The organism is Methanohalophilus levihalophilus, assembly GCF_017874375.1.
In the GTDB taxonomy this organism is placed as follows: Archaea; Halobacteriota; Methanosarcinia; order Methanosarcinales; family Methanosarcinaceae; genus Methanohalophilus; species Methanohalophilus levihalophilus.
Window position 1 is genome coordinate 26,928 of sequence record NZ_JAGGLK010000004.1, and the last position, 18,344, is coordinate 45,271.

An 18,344-nucleotide genomic window follows, 5' to 3' on the forward strand; every position below is an offset into this window, starting at 1 on the left:
TGTCTATGTACAAATTAATACATTAATGTACATAGGTGTTCCATTTGCATCAACTAATCAATGATATAATCGAGAAAACAACTGCCCGCATTTCTGACTCCGAAACACGGGAAAAAAACGTATCAGAAAGCATAGCACCAAAAAGATCAATACTTGATGCCATTGCTACAGCTAGGAAGAAACAAAAGGTTGCCGTCATTTCCGAAGTAAAACCGTCATCTCCAAGAGAAAAGATAAAAGATGTTACCCCTTCTGACGCAGCAGCCATTGCAAAGACAATGGAAGAAGCGGGTGCAACTGCCATTTCAGTCCTTACGGAACCTCATTATTTTAATGGCTCAAAAGAAAACCTGAAAAAAGTCAGGAAAGAAGTTACTATTCCAGTTTTAAGGAAGGACTTCATCATCGATGAAAGACAAATTGAGGAGTGTGAAAATGATATCATCCTCCTGATAGCTGCTATCCTGAGGGAGAAACTGCCTTCCTTTGTAGAAACTGCTCTTTCAAAAGGAATTGAACCACTTGTTGAAATCCATAATCTTGAGGATCTGGAGTTTGCATTTCAATCGCAGGCGAGACTACTGGGAATAAACAATCGCGATCTGAATACACTTGAAGTAGATATTGGAACTACAGAAAAACTTCTTCCTTACATCAAAACACATGAAAAAGAGAATAATCGCACTTATTTTGTGGTAAGTGAAAGCGGGATCGGAAATCCCGAAGATGCCCGAAGAATGATAAATGCGGGAGCTGATGCACTTCTTGTAGGAACTTCAATCATGAAAGGTGACATATACGATAACACAAAAGCAATTGTAACAAGTCTTGAAGGTGGAATAAAATGAAGGGATACTATGGAAAATATGGGGGTCAATTTGTTCCTGAACTCCTTATGCCTGCTCTTGAAGAGCTGGATCGGGAATACGAAAAAATGCGTTCTGATAAAAAATTCCAGGATGAACTTGACTATCTGCTCAAGGATTTTGGGGGAAGACCAACTCCCCTTTACCACGCACCAAACCTCAGCCAGAAATATGGAATTAAGATCTACCTGAAAAGAGAAGACCTTGTCCATGGTGGTGCTCATAAACTGAACAATGCGCTTGGTCAGGCCTTGCTTGCAAAACATATGGGTAAAAAGCGCATTGTCGCTGAAACCGGAGCTGGCCAGCATGGAACAGCTACTGCAATGGCCGCAGCAAGACTGGGAATGGAAGCTACCGTCTACATGGGTGCCAAAGACGTCGAAAGGCAGAAAATGAATGTTTATCGCATGGAATTGATGGGTACCGAAGTTATCCCTGTGGAAACCGGATCCAAAACCCTCAAGGATGCCATTAATGAAGCAATGAGGGATTGGGTAACTAATGTAAAAGACACTCACTACCTGATAGGTTCAGTAGTTGGACCACATCCATACCCCATGATAGTAAGAGATTTTCAGAGTGTTATCGGAAAGGAAGCCCGAAAACAAATCCTTGAAAAGGAAGGGAAACTTCCCGATTCTATCGTAGCATGTACAGGAGGAGGAAGCAACGCCATGGGAATCTTCCACCCCTTTATCAAAGACGATGTGGACCTTTTCGCTGTTGAAGCCGGAGGCAAGGAACTAAAAGAAGGAGCCACAGTAGCATATCACTCTGCCTCGCTCTGTGAAGGTAAAGAAGGAATTTTGCATGGAGCACATACAAAAGTCCTGCAGAACAAAGATGGCCAGATCCTCGAATCGACCTCTATTTCAGCCGGCCTTGACTATGCTGGTGTCGGACCCGAACTTGCTTATCTTGTAAATATCGGTCGCCTTAAACCAAGATATATTACTGACGATATGGCCGTTAATGCTTTTAATGAATTAAGCCGGAAAGAAGGTATCATTCCTGCTCTTGAATCATCACATGCTGTGGGATATGTTCTGGAGAATGCAAAGAGCGGAGAACTTGGTGAAACAGTAATCATTAACCTATCAGGAAGGGGAGATAAGGATCTTGAGAGCCTCATTAAAAGGAGAGATGGAAATGAAAATAGCTGATAAATTTGAAGAACTTAAAGAGAAAAAAGAGGCGGCTCTTATAACATATATCTGTGCAGGAGATCCTGACATTGAATCCACAAAAGATATTGTTTATGCACTGGAAAAGGGCGGTGCAGATATTATCGAGCTGGGATTGCCTTTCTCAGATCCGGTTGCTGACGGACCGGTTATACAGGCAGCATCAGTGCGTGCAATACAAAACGGCATGGATACAGATAGTTATTTCAAACTCATAAGTGACCTTGAAACAGACATCCCACTTGTCTGTATGACATATTACAATTTGGTTTATGCACACGGAATAAAAGAATTTGTCTCAGATTGTGCAAAAAGCGGAATTTGTGGGTTAATAATCCCGGACTTACCTGTTGAAGAAGCAGGTGAGCTCATCGCAGAGTCCCGGGAAAAAGGAGTTGCAAACATTTTCATGGTGACCCCAAATACACCGGCAGACAGAATTGAAAAAGTCTCACAAAACACATCCGGCTTTATTTACGTGGTTCCAAGAATGGGAGTTACGGGAGGCAAAACCGAACTTGGAGAATCCCTTAAAGTGCAGCTTGATGGCATTAAAAGTAATAAACCAAAAGCAGTAGGTTTTGGAATTTCAACAAAAGAGCAAGCTGAAGAGGCCGTCAAAGATGGAGCCGATGGTGTAATTGTAGGTTCAGCATTAGTCAACATAGTTGCTTCTGGAGACAACGTATTGGAAAGAATAGAATCCCTCACAAGGGATATCAAAAGTGGTTGTAAAAAAGCTTGAAATGGATCAATTAAACAATTGATCCACAAACCATTTTGGATCGAATTTCTGCAGGTCATCATAGCCCTGACCCATACCGAGGAAGAGAATAGGTTTCCCGGTGATGTAGGCTATTGATATTGCAGCACCACCTTTTGAATCTGCATCTGTTTTGGTAAGAATCGAACCGTCGATGGGAACGGCTTCATTAAACTGCTTTGCCCGCTCAACCGCATCGTTACCTGCAACTGCCTCATCCACAAATACGATGAGATCAGGAGCGCTTACGCGACAGATTTTCTCCAATTGTGACATAAGATTGACGTTTGTGTGCATACGGCCTGCAGTATCTGAAAGGATAACATCGGTGTGATGTGCTTTGGCATATTGCACAGCATCATAAACAACAGCAGCCGGATCTCCGCCAGGCTGGTGTTTGATAAGTTTCACACCGAGATTGTCTGCATGAATGGCAATCTGATCAATTGCTCCTGCACGGAAAGTATCGCCTGCTGCGATTACTACTGACCTGCCATTGTCTGTCAGGTGTTTTGTAAGTTTGGAAATTGTTGTTGTTTTCCCGGTTCCGTTGATTCCGATAAAAACAACATGCACCGGTTTATCATGAGAATCGACAAAATCATCGAAGTCAAAAACGTTAGCGGACATTACATCATAGATAGACTTCTTCAACGCATCTTCAACAATGGTGCCTGTATTGGAACCAATTTTCCGACGACTGCCCACAAGCTCATTTTTGACATCAGAAACGATTTTTTCAGAAACTGATAGTGCAATATCACTTTCAATCAAAGCCATTTCAAGTTCCCAGAGGGAATCTTCAATATCACTTTCAGTAAGGATAAATTCCCTTTCAAAAACAAGAGCTTTTGCTTTTTGGGCAAAGCCCAGATTCTTCTTGTTTTCCTGAACAGGTTCTTCCTGAGAAACTACTGCCTCTTCGACAATTTCCCCTTCAGGTTCAACCGGATTCTCCAAAGGAGTAGCTTTTTCATCTATCTGAGTCTCTACAGATTTCGTGAAACCCGATAGCTTTTCTTTGAGTTTCCCAAACAAACCCAAAACCTCTGAAAAACCTTACTGTGGAGGAACTCCACCCTGCTGCTGTGCTACCAAAGATTCAATTGACTGCATTTTCTCAGCAATCCTGGAAAGAGATTGAGTCATGTTATCCAGAATCTTTTGGAAATTATCACAGCGTTTGTTAAGGATTTCCTTTGCCCCCTCTGCAGACTTCTCGACACGGAATCCCGCTCCGACATCTACGACAACTTTATCGTTATTCAGGACACGGGCATTAAGGAAAGAACCGGAACCTATGGGAATTAAAGATTCCAATTCGGGCTCATCGGGCAACTCATCAAGAGTATTAATAGCCATTTTGCATTCGTCAATCGAAACTTGAACCATGCTTATCTGTTGCTGGATAGTCTGAGCCTGCTGCTGGTATTCCCTGTGCTGCATTGCAAGGTTCTGAATATCCTGCTGCCCGATTTCTGCCATAGAATCATGCCTCATTAACTACATCAATGTTAATCAAGGAGCGCTTGATTCCGTGTTTACTTCCAAAAATGGAATAAACCTTTTCACGTGCGTTCTTTTCATTCTGGCTTTCTACATTCTTAGTGAACTTTTCCCAGTCATGGCCAGCTTTGAATGTACCTTTTACCACGAAATTTTTCATATAAAATCACCAGTTTCTTTAATAATTAATTCATAAGGGCATCTTCAATTCGCCCCAGTTCATGACCTGTTGTTTCAGATCCTGCAACATATCCTTTGGAATTAGCAAGAACACCTGATCCTACTACCTGTGAGCCGTAGTTTACTGTACCCACTTCAATGGGAAGATTGAAAACATCTTCCAGTCGTGCTAATTCATGCTGGTTAATGCGAGGATGTACTAACAAGCCTCTGTTGGTGGCCACTGCTGCCATTCCCACGGTTTTGACCCCTGCAATTGTTCCCCTGTGGACATCTACATTAAGAGCCCTGGAAATAACTTCAATTGCTCCATCTGTAAGTTCGGGGTTCACCAATGCTGCTGAATCATTTACAAGGATATTGTTACCCATGGCAGTAAGATTTCCCGGGACTTCTACAATGGGTATATCACTACCAATTAATCCTGGCAGGGAACTCTGTCGGGGCACAAGCAATCCGGAAGAATTGCCACATGACAAAGAACCTACAACTACACTTCCACTTATAAGAGTGGAAAAGACATCCACGTCAAGATATTCATTAAGTGATTTGACAATGTTTTCACCAGTACCATAAGGCACAATTGCAGCATTTTCAGTGCAAGTGGCAAAAACCCCAATCACAGGATTATCATAGATGTTCAAAGTTCTAATCATGATGTAACCGATTAAATGTCAGTGCTGTCACCAAAAAGCATCAGGCAAGTTCTGCCTGTACTTCGCCATCATCGAATTTTGCCGCCCTTACACGTATGGAGGAAGGTGGCTTTTCTGAACCCCTGTTCCAGATCAGTTCATTGATTGTGCTATCAATTTTGATCTGTTTAGGATCAGCTTTCATGTGGCGTATCAAATACTTTCTTATAAGTGTAATTGCACGGTTTGCACGCCTCCATTTTGGAGCCAGTTTGGCTGCACGAAGAGGAATTGTATAAACCTGCTCTTTTACTATATCGCCTTCCATGGTCTTCACCTCACTTTACCTTAAGACTGCCCCTTCTCCAATGCCTTCTCTTTGGATGGGTGACAACCTTTCTGTTAGTCTTTATAATTGCCCAAGTAGGAACCCTCTGGTTCTGAACATGGGCTTTTGCCAACCTTTTCTTCTGTCCTTTTGTATTATGGCTCACGTATCTCACCTGAATCGACGTTGCTCTCTAGATTTAAGTGCATAAACCAGCTAATCATATAAATCTTTAATCTGCCTGATAAACCAATGACACCATTACTTGCGGGAAATTACTCTTGATTGTATGTGCTCCGGGAAAATTTCCCCGATTTTTTCATCACCGCATCGATCCTTGATCAGCTGTCTGAGTTCAGTTTCATAATCTGCCTTGTCCAACCTGTCGCTTAAATCTTCCTTAATAACCAGATGCTGGTTCACAAGATCATTGACCGCAGCCCTTCCGTACCCAACAAGAGGAGATACGCAGGAAACTCCAAAACGATCTTCTATACTTCGGAGATTTGATTGATCAAGCCGTGGTGCTATGTCATCCCTCCGGATACCATCTGCGATTACGTATCCCGGAGAAAGAGAAGCAACCTTTTCAAGGGCTTTCAAATGAACGTGGTTAATGGCATTCCTTGGATATCCGTCCCCCAGAATCATCTGAAGAGCTTCGTCCAGAACAGCCATATCCATTTCAATAGCTGTATGTTTTAATCCCAGCTTAGCAGCAACTTCTGCAGCAATTTCGGCAACTGGTGCCAATGAAAACGTACAGGTTACCAATTCCACATCAAAGAATGGCTCCAGAAAGAGCGCGGAAAGGGAACTATCCTTCCCTCCACTAAACAGTACTCGCGCCTTCATGGATTAACTTCTCACATCCTTGTGATCTTGGTTTCACGCTTTTTTGGCTGCATCTGCATAAGCAGGGCTTTCAATTTTTCATCATCAATTTTGCTTTGTAAACGACCGCTCTGAGCAAGTGAAACAAGCTGTGCTTCGATCTGGTCAGCCATTTCTTTGCGTGACATTTTTAAGCGTGTCAGCCTTTCCCGGGCTTCAGGAGTCATGATCTGCCTGAGGACAGATTGAATCATGGCTTCCCTTTCAGCCATCTCTTGCTCTTTTTGGTATGCAGCCTGGACATCACTCTCACCCATTGCCGCCTGTTGGCGCTGGAGATCTTCCATCCGTTTCCTGCGTATTGCTTCGAGATCGTCTTCCATAGCATCACTTCCATCTGGATACTGCCCATCAGGGCAGAATGCAGAACATATCAGTATTTTTCAAGACCTGGAACAGCAGAAACCAATTCAGCTTTGACTTCAGTTGCTGTATTATCGAGTAAAGACTGACCTGCAGGTGTTACAATCCTACCGCCTTTAAGCTGGGATACAAAACCTGCTGATTCCAACTGCTGGGAAACCACACGTGCAACAGAACCGCTGCCTTTGGCCTTCTTTGAAGGATTTGCGCCCCTGTTCTTCTTTCCACCATAAACGGATCTGAGCCTCTGGATTCCGATAGGACCATCTATATAGATCCTTCTGAGAACTGCGGCACATCTGGTGTACCACCAGTCACTGTCCATTGGAGGCAGTTCCTTGTGTACTCCGGTCTTTGCAAATGCAGCCCATTCAGGGGGCTGAATGTTATCATTTTCTTTTAGCTTCTCTGCCAGCTTGGAAATAATATCAGTAGCAGGCACATCATACGCTGTAGTCATTATATCCTCCTTGAAACTTGAAATATTTGATGAATCTTCTCAGATTATCATGAGTTTTATTTTGCTATATGCAGTGAGATAAGGTTCTTAAAGCTATCGTTTCATATATATGGTTTTTGGCCGATTAATGGAATCAGGCACTTACTTTTCAAATGTCTGTTCCCTTGCCGGACCAACCGAGACATATTTTATAGGAACTCCGATGAGTTCTTCCATTTTTTCAACATACAAACGGGCATTCTCAGGGAGCTTCTCATAAGAATCCACATCTGTAAGATCCTCTTCCCACCCCGGGAAATCCTCATAGACAGGAACGCATTCAGAAAGAACTGTTGTACTCTCCGGCGGATAGTCAAGTTTCTGTCCTTCAGACATGTATCCCACACAAATCTTAATTGGGTTCAGTCCTGTCAGAACATCCAGTTTTGTAAGGGCAAGTGAAGTGTATCCATTGAGATAAGCGGCTTTTTTAACGAGGGGAAGATCAAACCAACCACAGCGTCTGGATCTTCCTGTAGTTGTACCGAATTCATGACCTACATCATGCAAATGCTTACCTGCTTCATCTTCAAGCTCAGTTGGTAGCGGGCCGGCACCCACACGAGTAATATATGCTTTGACAATGCCGAGTACTTCATCCACCCTTGTAGGACCCACACCAAGACCTGCACATGCTGAACCGGCAATGGTGGAAGATGATGTCACGTATTTTTGCGTTCCGTGAATTACATCAAGATGACTGCCCTGAGCACCTTCTGCAAGGACATTCTTTCCCTCATCAAGAGCACGGTTAATTTCAAGTGACACGTCTGTTACATAAGGAGCAAGCATTTGACCGAGTGCGGCATAACGGGATATTTTTTCATCATCGAGAACGATAGATGCATCCCCACCCATTTGGACAATCGTAGCTTCTTTTTGAGCTGAGATTTCAGCAAGGCGACTGCGCAGGCGCTCTTCATCCACAAGATCCGCCATTCGAATTTCATCCCGGGCAACCTTGTCGATATAGGCATATCCAATGCCCCTTTTGGTAGTTCCTATTTTTTCAGAGCGTGCAGCCTCTCTCAGACCATCCATCTCAATGTGATAAGGCATAATAACACTGGTTTTTGCATCCACACCCAGTTTTTCGGATGTCACCGGAACACCAGCTTCCTCAAGCATCTCCATTTCTTCCGCCAGAACAGCCGGGTTTAAGACTGTCCCGGGCCCAATAAGAACACGGGAATCTAAAAGGAAGCCTGAAGGAATTAGATGGAGTTTGTAAACTTTTCCACCTGCTTTCACTGTATGGCCGGCATTGTCACCGCCCTGAAAACGGGCGACAATGTCGTAGTCTTTTGCCAGCAGGTCGACAATCTTCCCTTTTCCTTCATCTCCGAACTGAGAACCAGTGATGATAGTGAACATAGGGTGCACATAGGAATGGAAGCATAATAATGTTTTGATTATCTCTTACAGATTAATTCAGAAATAGCTATTTAAACTACAAACGCTCCTTTCTTAACAGAATTAAAAATATTAAGAGCCTGATACATATGGACAAGGAATACATCCATCCTTCCGCAAAAATATACGGGAATTCTACCATCGGAAAGGAATCTGTAATAATGGAGAATTGTATTATCGGATATCCTGAACATAATATACTCAAGGAAATAATTGCAAAAGGTATCATTGCGGAAGAATATGATTTTGCAGGCTCAAACATAGGAAACAATGCTATGATAAGAGCCGGTACAACTATCTTTAGCAATGTAGTTACCGGGAACCGTTTCATGACAGGTCATAATGCCATGATAAGGGAGAATACAGAATTCGGCGAACATGTGTTGGTGGGAACAAATACAATCATTGACGGCAATTGTAAAATCGGAAGCAATGTGAGCATTCAGGGAAATGTGTACATTCCCACCCATGTTACGATTGAAAACAATGTTTTCATTGGACCTTGCTCCTGCCTCACAAATGATAGGTATCCGGTGCGTGGAGAATATGTTCCAATGGGCCCAACCATTCGAGAAGGAGCAAGTATAGGAGGAAACGCAACTATTGTGCCAGGGGTTGAAATCGGTGAAGGTGCAATGGTAGCCGCCGGAGCTCTCGTAACAAAAGATGTACCCGACTGGAAAATGGCCATTGGGTGCCCTGCAAAAACAAAGGATCTTCCTGAGAAGATGAAAATTGCAAACCAGATCTAAAAGGAGAATTGTCATGATAAACATTGCAAAACCGGACATCGGGCAAGATGAAATTGAAGCAGTCACAGAAGTAATGAAAAGCGGAATGATCGCATCCGGCCCACAGGTAACAGAATTCGAAAAAGAATTCGCAAGTTATATCGGGACAAAACACGCAGTCGCAGTAAATTCCGGAACTGCTGCCCTTCATGCTGCATTACTTGCAAACGATATTGGCAAAGGTGATGAGGTAATCACTACACCTTTTACTTTCATAGCTACAGGAAATTCCATCCTGTTTACCGGTGCGAAACCTGTTTTTGCAGATATTGATCCCATTTCATTCAATATTGATCCAGACCTAATTGAAGACAAGATAACAGACAAAACAAAAGCAATAATGCCTGTACACCTTTACGGGAATCCTGCCGAAATGAAAATTATCATGGAAATTGCCGATGAATATGACCTTGCCATAATCGAGGATGCATGTCAGGCACATGGAGCAGAATACAATAAAAAGAAAGTCGGATCTTTCGGATGTGGTGCATTTAGCTTCTACCCCACCAAAAACATGACGACAGGCGAGGGCGGAATAATTACTACAAACGATGACGAAGTTGCAGAAAAGGCTCGTATGATACGTGCACATGGATCGCGTGAGAGATACATGCATGAAATGCTGGGATATAATTTACGCATGACCGACATATCTGCCGCAATTGGAAGAGTGCAGTTGAAGAAACTGGACACATATATTCAGAAACGCCGGGACAATGCCAGATTGCTTAATGAAGAGTTCGGAGATCTGGAAGGTATTACTGCACCTGTAGAGGACACAAATGCCAGGCATGTTTACCATCAATATACCGTACGTGTAAAGAACCGTACAAAAGTTATTGAATCGTTAAAAGACTCTGATATTGGTTATGGAATACACTATCCACTCCCACTTCACAAACAGCCTTACTATTTAAGCCTTGGATACAAAGATAACCTGCCACTATCAGAAAAAACTGCTGAAGAAGTTATTTCTCTACCAGTTCACCCAGCGCTTGGTGAAAGCGAGTTATTGCAAGTTATTAAGGCCATGAAAAGAGGGCTTTCAAATAGCTAAAAGCTTTGCGAAAAATACCTGTACGCTTTTTTTCTTTTTTCCAAAAGAGGGCTTTGATTATTGCAAGCCAGAAAATTATCTGGGCTATTGCAAGCCCAATACTATTTGCAAGAAGATCATCGGTTGTGGCAGATCTACCCGGTACAAATGACTGGTGAATTTCATCTGTAATTCCATACAGGACACCTATCAAAATAGCAAAAATCGGAGCATAATGTTTCAAAGTCCGATTGTTAGAATTTCTGAACGTAAGATGTAAAAGAATTCCGAAACCAAAATAAAGAAACATGTGCACAATTTTATCAAAATTGTCATACGAATAATTGACGATATCGACTGCAAATTGCATATTATGTTGTTTGAAAAAATCTCCCAGATCATGAATAAACTGTAATTGTGCAAAATCTGACGCAAGTTGTGTGGGATCACTGAGGGAAGATAAGTAAAAAATGAAAATGGCATATACTATTGATAGAAAAGCAAAAATCCGGAATTTGGATATTTTTAGCATGTGCATTTTAAATCACAGTTTGCAACAATACAAAATAAAATTACTTCGGCACTTTAGACCTTAATATGCATAGGTAATAGATATATTCTATTGGTGTCTATAATGACCAAATACTAAAGAAATAGCATATGAATTAAAAAATGGGACTGTTTATGCTGGAAAATCTTTCATACTATGAACTTGAAGCACTAATTGTTGCAAGCAATTTCCTGATACCCTTTGCTGCGACTGCAATTTCAATGCCTTACTTCATTCGCAAGTTAAAGGAGAGAGGAATTACTGCAAAGGACTATTACAAGAAAGGAGAAGTAATGGTTGCTGACAGGGGAGGAGTTGCAATACTCCTCATAGCCATGCTTTCAATTTCACTGAATTCACTTTTTTTCCAGTTTCCTTCAACTAATTATGTTGCTCTGATAGTTGTTGCAATGTTTGGGATATTCGGCATTCTTGATGATATGATTGACATAGGCAGAGTTTCAAAATTACTGCTTATGTACTATTGCTCGTATCCCCTCATCCAGTATGCAACCCACACGGCAATTACCTTACCATCCTTAGGTCAATTTGAAATGGGCATACTATACCTGCAATTTATAGTTCCGACTTACGTGCTTGTAGCGTCCAATCTCGTAAATATGCATTCGGGGTACAACGGTCTTGCTTCCGGACTTTCTCTAATAGTATTATTATCCCTTATAATCAAATCAATAATCATTGGAGATGTTGGAAACATAATTGCAATTATTGGAATTGCAGGTGCTCTTTTTGGATACTGGCTTTATGACAAATACCCATCACAAATATTTTGGGGAAATATCGGATCTCTGACCATTGGTGCAGCCATAGGGACAATAATAGTCATACAAGGCTTCATTATCAGCGGTTTTGTCATGTTAATCCCGCATACCATCAATTTCCTTATGTATTTTTACTGGAGAGTTACTAAGAAGTACCCTGTTGCTAAATTTGGGCGTGACAGGGGAGATGGAATCCTTGAGGTTCCAAATCCATTAACTCTGAAGTGGGTACTTCCATACTACTACAATGTCACCGAAAAACAGGCAACTTATGCCATGTATGCATTTACAGCTATTTTCTGCATAATAGGCATCTTCCTACCAGGAAGGATTTAATCATCGCCTGTAAAACATCAGCATTATAAAAGCAATTAGCAGAAGAAATAAACCGTTCTGAGAAACTTCAGGGAAGATCGTTTCATCCCTATTATTTTCGGAGATGCTAGCACCATCTGTATCATCTTCCAGAATTTCATCGCTTGAAGAATCGGAGTTATGTTTAGACTCTTTTTCAGCATATACTATTGCAAACGGCGAAAACCCCGGCGTCTGCGCTCTGAAATACGAATTTCCTTCATTTTCAAATAAAAAGTAAGTGGGCAAAGAAGACCACGAACCTTCATCATAACGCCTCAGTTCAATTTCTGAAAAAGAAATATCATTCCCTTCAAACCACCCCATTGGTACCTTAAATACAATCTCTGCATCTTCTATGTTTGAAGGAGTAGCATAACCTGCAAGACCAATCCACAAATTAAAATTGGCATACACGTTTTCCCCGGCAGGAGAATCCACGAAAACAGAAGTGTCGTTAAGTAACTCAACTGTAGCTTTCGTTTGTCCCGCATTGGTTAATGGTGTAAAATTTATGTAAGCAATCGGGTTTAAAGGATCATCAAATGCGTATGATGCCGGATTTCGTGCAACGAGAATGTTGCTTGAAATTTGCTTGAGAGCCACGTTTGAGGGAGGTTCGCCATCAGACCCACTGCCACCTCCCCCGCCACCAGTGCCCCCCGAAGAAGATGACGAAGTTCCGGAAGAAGATAAACTTACATAAACAGATTGTGATACAAAAGGAAGCGAGTCCCCATCTTCATTACTTACAACAATATTCTGGGCTTCGAATTCATAGGTTCCACTGGAATTGCCAGCGGCGAACTCAATGTGGGCAAAGTGTCCATCGGAAGAAGTGTTACTTTTTCCCAAGATTACACCAAAAACATTTGATATCGTCCCTAACTCCGCATCAATATCACCGGAATTGAATATTGTTGGTGACCCTGAAGTCTGAAGAAAGCTGCCTTCATCGACCAATGTAGCTTCTGCAAAAGTTGGTTCAAAATTTATGTCCATTTCTATGCCTGTAACTGGAACATCGGGGTTGACATAAACACTAATTGTAAAGTTATCCCCTGAAGAAACTGATGTGGAAGATGATTCCAAGAATATCTCAACTTGTCCAAGGGCAGGTATAGAAGCAAATAGAATCAAAAGCACTATAGAAAAAATAAATGGAGTTTTTTGCATCAACTCTCCTTTTCTAACAGAAACTAAAAAAGTATTTCGTAAATTCAATGCTTATAATTCAAATTATCGGTACTTTTCAAGTAAGAACATAATCGAACCTGCAACTGCCGCAAATATGATCCACCCAAGATGGGTATGTACTACCATCATGGTATCAAGACCGTAATAAAATGCAGTAATATAAAGAATAATGACACGAACCAGATTTGAAATATATGCTACAACAACAGCAACTCCCAATAGCGCAAGGGTTTTGTTGAGTTCCATTTTTTCAATTCGGCTATATCCAAAAACGATTCCAATCAAAAGGAACATGGAATAAAGACCGGAACATGGCCCACCGATAACAATTGTCATTGGCACTACCCCCCCAAGTTGGACAGTTTCAGTAGCCACAACCTCAACAGGAATTCCAAACAATTTAATTACTGAAACTGTAGGCAATAATACAAAGTAATGATCAAAAAGGTGAAGAAAATCAATGTTTAAAGCACCAAATGTACTATAGAAAATTATGAAAAGAAAGAGAAATGATGCCGAAATGTAAATGCCAAATTCACCTAGTTTCGCAAATTGCTGGATGTTTAGACCATAAACAACAAGTGATGCTCCCAAGAAAAAAACCATCGTATCAAGGGTTCCAAGCTGATTCAAGGCTTGGAGATTATAGGCAACATCCGCAATGATCATTACCACTCCAATTAGAGCATAAATATAGGAATTCTTTGCCGAAGCGGACGAAGTAATCTGAAGACGTGTGAATACCAAAACCGCAAGAAGAATCAAGACTATACCCGCAAGTGCAGAACCTTCACTCATTTCTATTGTTGCGCCAGTGAATAAGGCGAGTATCAACAGAATGTACAAAATGTTTTTGTTTTCTTCAGGCATTTATTCCTATGTCTCCGAAATACAAAAAGCCTTTTTTATATAATATTCTTTCTACTAATATAGATACACAAATATCTTAATTAATCAAAGGAGCGAGAGTGTCCTGTTTTTTGAAAAATTCATGTCAATAAAAGTATAATATATTAAACTCCACACGGTTTAATCCAATACTGCTCAAAAGCAGCATTTTTAGAGATGAAATAATATAGAGTTGAAAATACCACTCATCATTATCATAATAATAACATTTTACTTTTTTTCACAATGTTTAAATAGAAGAGAGATATATAATATTCATTAACTAAGGATTACCAGAAGGTGGTACAATTATGAAAGCAAAAGTATTAGTGGCCATACTGGCAGTATTCCTGCTTAGTGCAGGAACAGCTGCGGCATATGATGCAAACTTGTGGAACGCAGATGGAAGTGCAGCACTTCCAAATCCAATTATCATCCAACCAGGAGAAAACATTACGGCAAGTTTTTTGATGGAAAATTTGTTGGCGAATGACCTGAATGAAACGTTCTACTACGACTATACAGTAGTTGTAGTATCTGGTAGCGGAGTTCCAAGTGACATTACAGTCACAACCCCGGTTAGCGTGGTGCCAACAACATCACCATACATGGATGTTGGAGTTATCAAGATTGAGAAAGATGCAAACGCACCAATGGATACCGTTTACAGAGTACAGGTAGAAGCTGGTGGAGAAGGAACTGAAATTGATACTGCTTCAAGGACAATTAACGTTCCAGAATTCCCAACCGTAGCACTCCCTATCGCTGCAATCCTCGGACTTGCATTCTTCATACAGCGCCGCAGGGATGAATAATCCCTTCATCCCCTCTTTTTTTCTTTTTTATTTTTCCTTGAGCTAAAAGCTCGGTTAAAACTATTTATTCCTTAAACACCAACTACCCTACTATTCTTTTGAGGTAGATCAAGATGGATGTTAAAGAAATCCTTCAGGAATTAGCAAATGCCCACGGCATATCCGGCCATGAACAGAATATTCGGCAGATAATGGAAAGAGAAATCAAGCCTTATGTAGACAAAATCAGAACTGACAAAATGGGAAACCTGATTGCTACCAAGAAGGGAACCGGGCCATCCATAATGCTTGCAGCTCACATGGATGAAATTGGCCTCATGGTGAAATACATTGACGATAACGGATATCTCAGGTTTGTGAAAATTGGAGGATGGTTTGACCAGACACTACACAGCCAGAGAGTCATTGTACATGCGGAAAACGGCCCTCTTCACGGAGTAATTGGTTCAAAACCTCCACACGTCATGAAAGAGGAAGATAAAAAGAACCCGGTTAAAGCAGATGACATGTTCATTGATATCGGAGCAAAGAACAAAGAGGAAGCAGAAAAACTGGGCGTTAAAGTCGGAACCTCCATATCCCCGGACAGAGATTTTGTGCCACTTCTCAATGGACTTTACACATGTAAAGCATTTGATAACCGTGCCGGTGTAGCGATGTTAATCGAAGCGATGAGGCAAATTTCCGAAATGGATATTGATGCGACTATCTATGCAGTTGGTACCGTACAGGAAGAAGTCGGATTGAAAGGAGCGCGAACCTCTGCGTTTGGGCTCGATCCTGATGTTGCAATTGCCACAGACGTAACAATACCAGGAGATCATCCCGGAATTGAAAAGAAAGACTCTGCGCTCGAAATTGGAAAAGGTCCTGTTATCACAGTAGTAGATGCAGGCGGGAGAGGCCTCATGGCTGACCAGAATGTTGTTCGTTGGTTGAGTGAAACTGCAGAAGAGAATGAAATCCCATACCAGCTTGACGTAGGAGATGGCGGAACAACCGATGCAACGGCTATTCACCTGACAAAGGAAGGAATACCATCAAGCACAATCAGCGTCCCTGCACGTTATATTCACTCCCCGGTAGAGGTAATTTCTATTGAGGATTTGAAGGCGTGTGCAACTCTTATCGCAAAAGCTGCAGCAAACGTGAGCAAATATTTTTAAAACAGTATTGGGGCTTCGCCCCTTTCTTTTTTGAACACTAGTGAGATCAGCCATCCCAGGAAACCGAACAACATAATGAAAATTCTGTTTCCCCACAGAAAGGATGTTGAACCCTTGGACAAAACCCGAGTATAGATCTCTATGATGCATGTATCTGATGCATCTACTTATGCATGATTTTAACTAATGAGTACCAGAATATTTCAGATAAAGACCTCACCGCATAGAAAACTTTTTACCAAAAGTTCACCGCTACCAGTATCAAACACAATAGTACGCCCATGATTCTTTCCTATGTCTTCAGCAATTATAGGAATGTCCAATCTGGACAGTGTTAATTTCGTTTCCTTAATATTTCGTTCTCCGATAGTCATCTATGCTGCCTTGCCAAAAGAAAACATATGTGCACCCCCAGCGAGTTTTGCCCAGAGACGGTTCTTTACAGCACCTTCATTTGCCATATCACCTATCAGAGAAACAATCCCAGCATCTCCAAATTTTGAATGCCATGGGTTATAAATAAGATAACTCAATATTCCATATCGTGAGTAAGGTATGGATAAATTAAGGCAGTAAAACCCAGCTTTTATTCTGGTTTGTCACATTTGTACAGCGCTTACAAAAATACCGTGAGGGATTGTATTATTCGAAAATGTACGCTTTTTAGACACTACACTCCGAGATGGTGAACAAACACCTGGAGTCGCACTGAATACCGAAGGTAAACTTGCAATAGCCCGCAAGCTTGATGAGCTGGGCATATCTATAATAGAAGCCGGCTCTGCAATTACTTCCGAAGGCGAACGCAATGCCATGAAAGCTGTAGCCGCCGAAGGACTTGATGCAGAAATCTGCAGCTATTGTCGTATAATGCAGCAAGATGTTGATTATGCACTTGAATGTGATGTTGATTCCATTCACTTGGTAGCTCCGGTTTCGGATCTTCACATCAATGTGAAATTGAAGAAAAGCCGTGAAGATGTTATTGATATGGCAGTCAATACAACCGAATACGCCAAGGAACACGGCCTTATCGTCGAGATTAGCGGAGAAGATGCCTCAAGGGCAGATTTCGAGTTCCTGAAAAAGTTCTATCAAAAAGGAATTGAAGCTGGTGCGGACAGGGCCTGCTATTGCGATACTGTCGGATTATTAGTGCCTGAAAAAACAACCGAGATCTTTGGTGAACTTGCAGATTTCTGCGAGGTGCCCGTAAGTATACATTGCCACGATGATTTTGGTATGTCAGTGGCAAATACAGTGGCTGCCCTAAATGCAGGAGCAAAAGAAGCCCACTGTACAATAAACGGCATTGGCGAAAGAGCCGGAAATACTGCTCTTGAAGAAGTAGTGATGATTCTGGAATGGTTATATAAATATGACACCGGAATCAAAAAAGAGGAATTATACCGCACATCCCGCCTTGTGAGCAGGCTCACCGGAATACCGGTGGCAATCAACAAATCACTTGTGGGAGGCAATGCGTTTACCCATGAAGCAGGAATCCATGTACACGGCCTGCTGGCAGACACCTCCACTTATGAACCCCTGAAACCAGAAATTGTGGGAAGGGAGCGCAAGATTGTTCTTGGAAAACACGCAGGAAAGAGCTCAGTCACCCTTGCCCTGAAGGAACTGGGGCTTGACGTCGATAAACCACAACTTGATGAAATCCTGCTCCGCGTAAAAGAACTCGGTGATCACGGTAAAAGAGTTACAGACTCTGATCTGCAAACAATCGCAGAAACAGTTCTTGATACTTACACTGAAGCCCGCGTCAATCTTGAAGAATACAACATTGTATCCGGAAGCAGAGTGATGCCAACCGCATCCGTCAGGCTTACCGTTGACGGCAAAGAAGTCATCGAAGCAGATGTTGGAGATGGCCCCGTTGATGCAGTAGTGAAAGGCATCAGCAAAGCTGTTGCAGGAATTGCCGACATCCAGCTAGAGGAATATCATGTTGATTCCATCACTGGCGGCACAGATGCACTCGTAGAAGTACGTGTAAAATTGTCCAGAGATGGAAAGATGGCAACTTCAAGAGGGGCTCGTACAGATATTATTATGGCATCCGTTGAAGCCGTAATTAACGGAATTAATCAACTTATAAAAGAAAACAAGGGATAAG

General features: G+C 41.8%; 22 protein-coding genes and 1 pseudogene. 9 read left to right on the forward strand and 14 right to left on the reverse strand.

The window, feature by feature from the left end; genetic code table 11:
• Positions 1–35: 35 nt before the first annotated feature.
• The 3 genes from J2755_RS10680 to trpA are packed head-to-tail and all read left to right on the forward strand — an operon-like array spanning position 36 to position 2,798.
• Positions 36–848: an indole-3-glycerol-phosphate synthase gene (locus tag J2755_RS10680; RefSeq protein ID WP_394357568.1), complete on the forward strand. Its 813-nt coding sequence runs from the start codon at positions 36–38 to the stop codon at positions 846–848.
• Positions 845–2,032 (forward strand): tryptophan synthase subunit beta, encoded by a 1,188-nt coding sequence (gene trpB, locus J2755_RS10685; RefSeq protein WP_209683528.1) that lies wholly within the window; start codon positions 845–847, stop codon positions 2,030–2,032. Before J2755_RS10680 ends, trpB begins: the two co-directional genes overlap by 4 nt.
• The gene (gene trpA, locus J2755_RS10690; RefSeq protein WP_209683530.1) at positions 1,989–2,798 is read left to right on the forward strand and encodes a tryptophan synthase subunit alpha; all 810 of its coding nucleotides are present in this window, start codon (positions 1,989–1,991) and stop codon (positions 2,796–2,798) included. Before trpB ends, trpA begins: the two co-directional genes overlap by 44 nt.
• A 6-nt stretch (positions 2,799–2,804) precedes the next feature.
• On the opposite strand, the gene ftsY is transcribed toward trpA, so the two are convergent.
• The 10 genes from ftsY to J2755_RS10740 all read right to left on the reverse strand — a co-directional run bounded on the left by ftsY (position 2,805) and on the right by J2755_RS10740 (position 8,595).
• Positions 2,805–3,854: a signal recognition particle-docking protein FtsY gene (gene ftsY, locus J2755_RS10695; protein ID WP_209683532.1), complete on the reverse strand. Its 1,050-nt coding sequence runs from the start codon at positions 3,852–3,854 to the stop codon at positions 2,805–2,807.
• A 21-nt stretch (positions 3,855–3,875) separates the two neighbouring features.
• Positions 3,876–4,301 (reverse strand): prefoldin subunit alpha, encoded by a 426-nt coding sequence (gene pfdA / locus J2755_RS10700; protein WP_209683534.1) that lies wholly within the window; start codon positions 4,299–4,301, stop codon positions 3,876–3,878.
• Between the two features lie 4 nt (positions 4,302–4,305).
• Entirely contained in the window at positions 4,306–4,482 is a 177-nt protein-coding gene (gene rpl18a / locus J2755_RS10705; protein ID WP_209683537.1) for a 50S ribosomal protein L18Ae, read from the reverse strand.
• 25 nt (positions 4,483–4,507) lie between these two features.
• Positions 4,508–5,158 carry a translation initiation factor IF-6 gene (locus tag J2755_RS10710; protein WP_209683540.1) on the reverse strand — a complete coding sequence of 217 codons (651 nt, stop codon included), beginning with the start codon at positions 5,156–5,158 and terminating at the stop codon, positions 4,508–4,510.
• 40 nt (positions 5,159–5,198) lie between these two features.
• The gene (locus J2755_RS10715) at positions 5,199–5,465 is read right to left on the reverse strand and encodes a 50S ribosomal protein L31e (protein WP_209683543.1); all 267 of its coding nucleotides are present in this window, start codon (positions 5,463–5,465) and stop codon (positions 5,199–5,201) included.
• Between the two features lie 10 nt (positions 5,466–5,475).
• Positions 5,476–5,631, reverse strand: coding sequence for a 50S ribosomal protein L39e (locus J2755_RS10720; protein WP_209683546.1), 156 nt, complete (start codon positions 5,629–5,631; stop codon positions 5,476–5,478).
• Positions 5,632–5,726: 95 nt separating this feature from the next.
• Positions 5,727–6,320: a DUF7411 family protein gene (locus J2755_RS10725; protein ID WP_209683550.1), complete on the reverse strand. Its 594-nt coding sequence runs from the start codon at positions 6,318–6,320 to the stop codon at positions 5,727–5,729.
• An 11-nt stretch (positions 6,321–6,331) separates the two neighbouring features.
• A complete protein-coding gene (locus tag J2755_RS10730; RefSeq protein ID WP_209683554.1) occupies positions 6,332–6,682 on the reverse strand; it encodes a DNA-binding protein in 351 nt (116 codons plus the stop codon).
• 50 nt (positions 6,683–6,732) lie between these two features.
• Positions 6,733–7,182, reverse strand: coding sequence for a 30S ribosomal protein S19e (locus J2755_RS10735; protein WP_209683557.1), 450 nt, complete (start codon positions 7,180–7,182; stop codon positions 6,733–6,735).
• Between the two features lie 141 nt (positions 7,183–7,323).
• The gene (locus tag J2755_RS10740) at positions 7,324–8,595 is read right to left on the reverse strand and encodes an adenylosuccinate synthase (RefSeq protein ID WP_209683560.1); all 1,272 of its coding nucleotides are present in this window, start codon (positions 8,593–8,595) and stop codon (positions 7,324–7,326) included.
• A gap of 128 nt (positions 8,596–8,723) precedes the next feature.
• Between J2755_RS10740 and J2755_RS10745 the strand changes: the two genes are divergently transcribed.
• Both J2755_RS10745 and J2755_RS10750 read left to right on the forward strand, forming a co-directional pair.
• Positions 8,724–9,386, forward strand: a complete 663-nt coding sequence (locus tag J2755_RS10745; protein ID WP_209683563.1) for an acyltransferase — start codon at positions 8,724–8,726, stop codon at positions 9,384–9,386.
• A gap of 13 nt (positions 9,387–9,399) precedes the next feature.
• The gene (locus J2755_RS10750) at positions 9,400–10,482 is read left to right on the forward strand and encodes a DegT/DnrJ/EryC1/StrS family aminotransferase (protein ID WP_209683566.1); all 1,083 of its coding nucleotides are present in this window, start codon (positions 9,400–9,402) and stop codon (positions 10,480–10,482) included.
• Here J2755_RS10750 and J2755_RS10755 read toward each other — a convergent pair.
• Positions 10,448–10,999 (reverse strand): VanZ family protein, encoded by a 552-nt coding sequence (locus tag J2755_RS10755; RefSeq protein ID WP_209683569.1) that lies wholly within the window; start codon positions 10,997–10,999, stop codon positions 10,448–10,450. The genes J2755_RS10750 and J2755_RS10755 overlap by 35 nt on opposite strands.
• Positions 11,000–11,145: 146 nt before the next feature.
• Here J2755_RS10755 and J2755_RS10760 point away from each other — a divergent pair, with 146 nt between their 5' ends.
• Positions 11,146–12,129, forward strand: coding sequence for an MraY family glycosyltransferase (locus J2755_RS10760; protein ID WP_209683571.1), 984 nt, complete (start codon positions 11,146–11,148; stop codon positions 12,127–12,129).
• On the opposite strand, the gene J2755_RS10765 is transcribed toward J2755_RS10760, so the two are convergent.
• Together J2755_RS10765 and artC are read right to left on the reverse strand one after the other, a co-directional pair.
• On the reverse strand, positions 12,130–13,323 hold the full coding sequence (locus tag J2755_RS10765; RefSeq protein ID WP_209683574.1) for a PGF-pre-PGF domain-containing protein: 1,194 nt from the start codon (positions 13,321–13,323) through the stop codon (positions 12,130–12,132).
• Positions 13,324–13,386: 63 nt separating this feature from the next.
• Positions 13,387–14,214: an archaeosortase C gene (gene artC / locus J2755_RS10770; protein WP_209683577.1), complete on the reverse strand. Its 828-nt coding sequence runs from the start codon at positions 14,212–14,214 to the stop codon at positions 13,387–13,389.
• 329 nt (positions 14,215–14,543) lie between these two features.
• On the opposite strand from artC, the gene J2755_RS10775 reads away from it, so the two are divergent.
• Both J2755_RS10775 and J2755_RS10780 read left to right on the forward strand, forming a co-directional pair.
• A complete protein-coding gene (locus tag J2755_RS10775; protein ID WP_209683579.1) occupies positions 14,544–15,047 on the forward strand; it encodes a PEF-CTERM sorting domain-containing protein in 504 nt (167 codons plus the stop codon).
• A gap of 113 nt (positions 15,048–15,160) precedes the next feature.
• The gene (locus tag J2755_RS10780) at positions 15,161–16,213 is read left to right on the forward strand and encodes a M42 family metallopeptidase (protein WP_209683582.1); all 1,053 of its coding nucleotides are present in this window, start codon (positions 15,161–15,163) and stop codon (positions 16,211–16,213) included.
• A gap of 203 nt (positions 16,214–16,416) precedes the next feature.
• On the opposite strand, the pseudogene J2755_RS11610 reads toward J2755_RS10780, so the two are convergent.
• Positions 16,417–16,746 (reverse strand): annotated as a pseudogene (locus J2755_RS11610) (chemotaxis protein CheD).
• A 103-nt stretch (positions 16,747–16,849) separates the two neighbouring features.
• Between J2755_RS11610 and J2755_RS10795 the strand changes: the two are divergent.
• Positions 16,850–18,343: a (R)-citramalate synthase gene (locus J2755_RS10795; protein ID WP_209683846.1), complete on the forward strand. Its 1,494-nt coding sequence runs from the start codon at positions 16,850–16,852 to the stop codon at positions 18,341–18,343.
• The last annotated feature ends 1 nt before the right edge of the window (position 18,344 follow it).

Bases quoted from the DNA above. Each gene is read 5' to 3' on its own strand.
- J2755_RS10750 (WP_209683566.1), top strand. From the start codon at position 9,400: ATGATAAACATTGCAAAACCGGACATCGGGCAAGATGAAATTGAAGCA.
- J2755_RS10780 (WP_209683582.1), top strand. From the start codon at position 15,161: ATGGATGTTAAAGAAATCCTTCAGGAATTAGCAAATGCCCACGGCATA.
- J2755_RS10775 (WP_209683579.1), top strand. From the start codon at position 14,544: ATGAAAGCAAAAGTATTAGTGGCCATACTGGCAGTATTCCTGCTTAGT.
- J2755_RS10745 (WP_209683563.1), top strand. From the start codon at position 8,724: ATGGACAAGGAATACATCCATCCTTCCGCAAAAATATACGGGAATTCT.
- J2755_RS10715 (WP_209683543.1), bottom strand. From the start codon at position 5,465: ATGGAAGGCGATATAGTAAAAGAGCAGGTTTATACAATTCCTCTTCGT.
- J2755_RS10735 (WP_209683557.1), bottom strand. From the start codon at position 7,182: ATGACTACAGCGTATGATGTGCCTGCTACTGATATTATTTCCAAGCTG.
- trpB (WP_209683528.1), top strand. From the start codon at position 845: ATGAAGGGATACTATGGAAAATATGGGGGTCAATTTGTTCCTGAACTC.
- J2755_RS10765 (WP_209683574.1), bottom strand. From the start codon at position 13,323: ATGCAAAAAACTCCATTTATTTTTTCTATAGTGCTTTTGATTCTATTT.
- J2755_RS10740 (WP_209683560.1), bottom strand. From the start codon at position 8,595: ATGTTCACTATCATCACTGGTTCTCAGTTCGGAGATGAAGGAAAAGGG.
- artC (WP_209683577.1), bottom strand. From the start codon at position 14,214: ATGCCTGAAGAAAACAAAAACATTTTGTACATTCTGTTGATACTCGCC.
- rpl18a (WP_209683537.1), bottom strand. From the start codon at position 4,482: ATGAAAAATTTCGTGGTAAAAGGTACATTCAAAGCTGGCCATGACTGG.
- J2755_RS10760 (WP_209683571.1), top strand. From the start codon at position 11,146: ATGCTGGAAAATCTTTCATACTATGAACTTGAAGCACTAATTGTTGCA.
- J2755_RS10725 (WP_209683550.1), bottom strand. From the start codon at position 6,320: ATGAAGGCGCGAGTACTGTTTAGTGGAGGGAAGGATAGTTCCCTTTCC.
- pfdA (WP_209683534.1), bottom strand. From the start codon at position 4,301: ATGGCAGAAATCGGGCAGCAGGATATTCAGAACCTTGCAATGCAGCAC.
- J2755_RS10755 (WP_209683569.1), bottom strand. From the start codon at position 10,999: ATGCACATGCTAAAAATATCCAAATTCCGGATTTTTGCTTTTCTATCA.
- J2755_RS10730 (WP_209683554.1), bottom strand. From the start codon at position 6,682: ATGGAAGACGATCTCGAAGCAATACGCAGGAAACGGATGGAAGATCTC.
- J2755_RS10710 (WP_209683540.1), bottom strand. From the start codon at position 5,158: ATGATTAGAACTTTGAACATCTATGATAATCCTGTGATTGGGGTTTTT.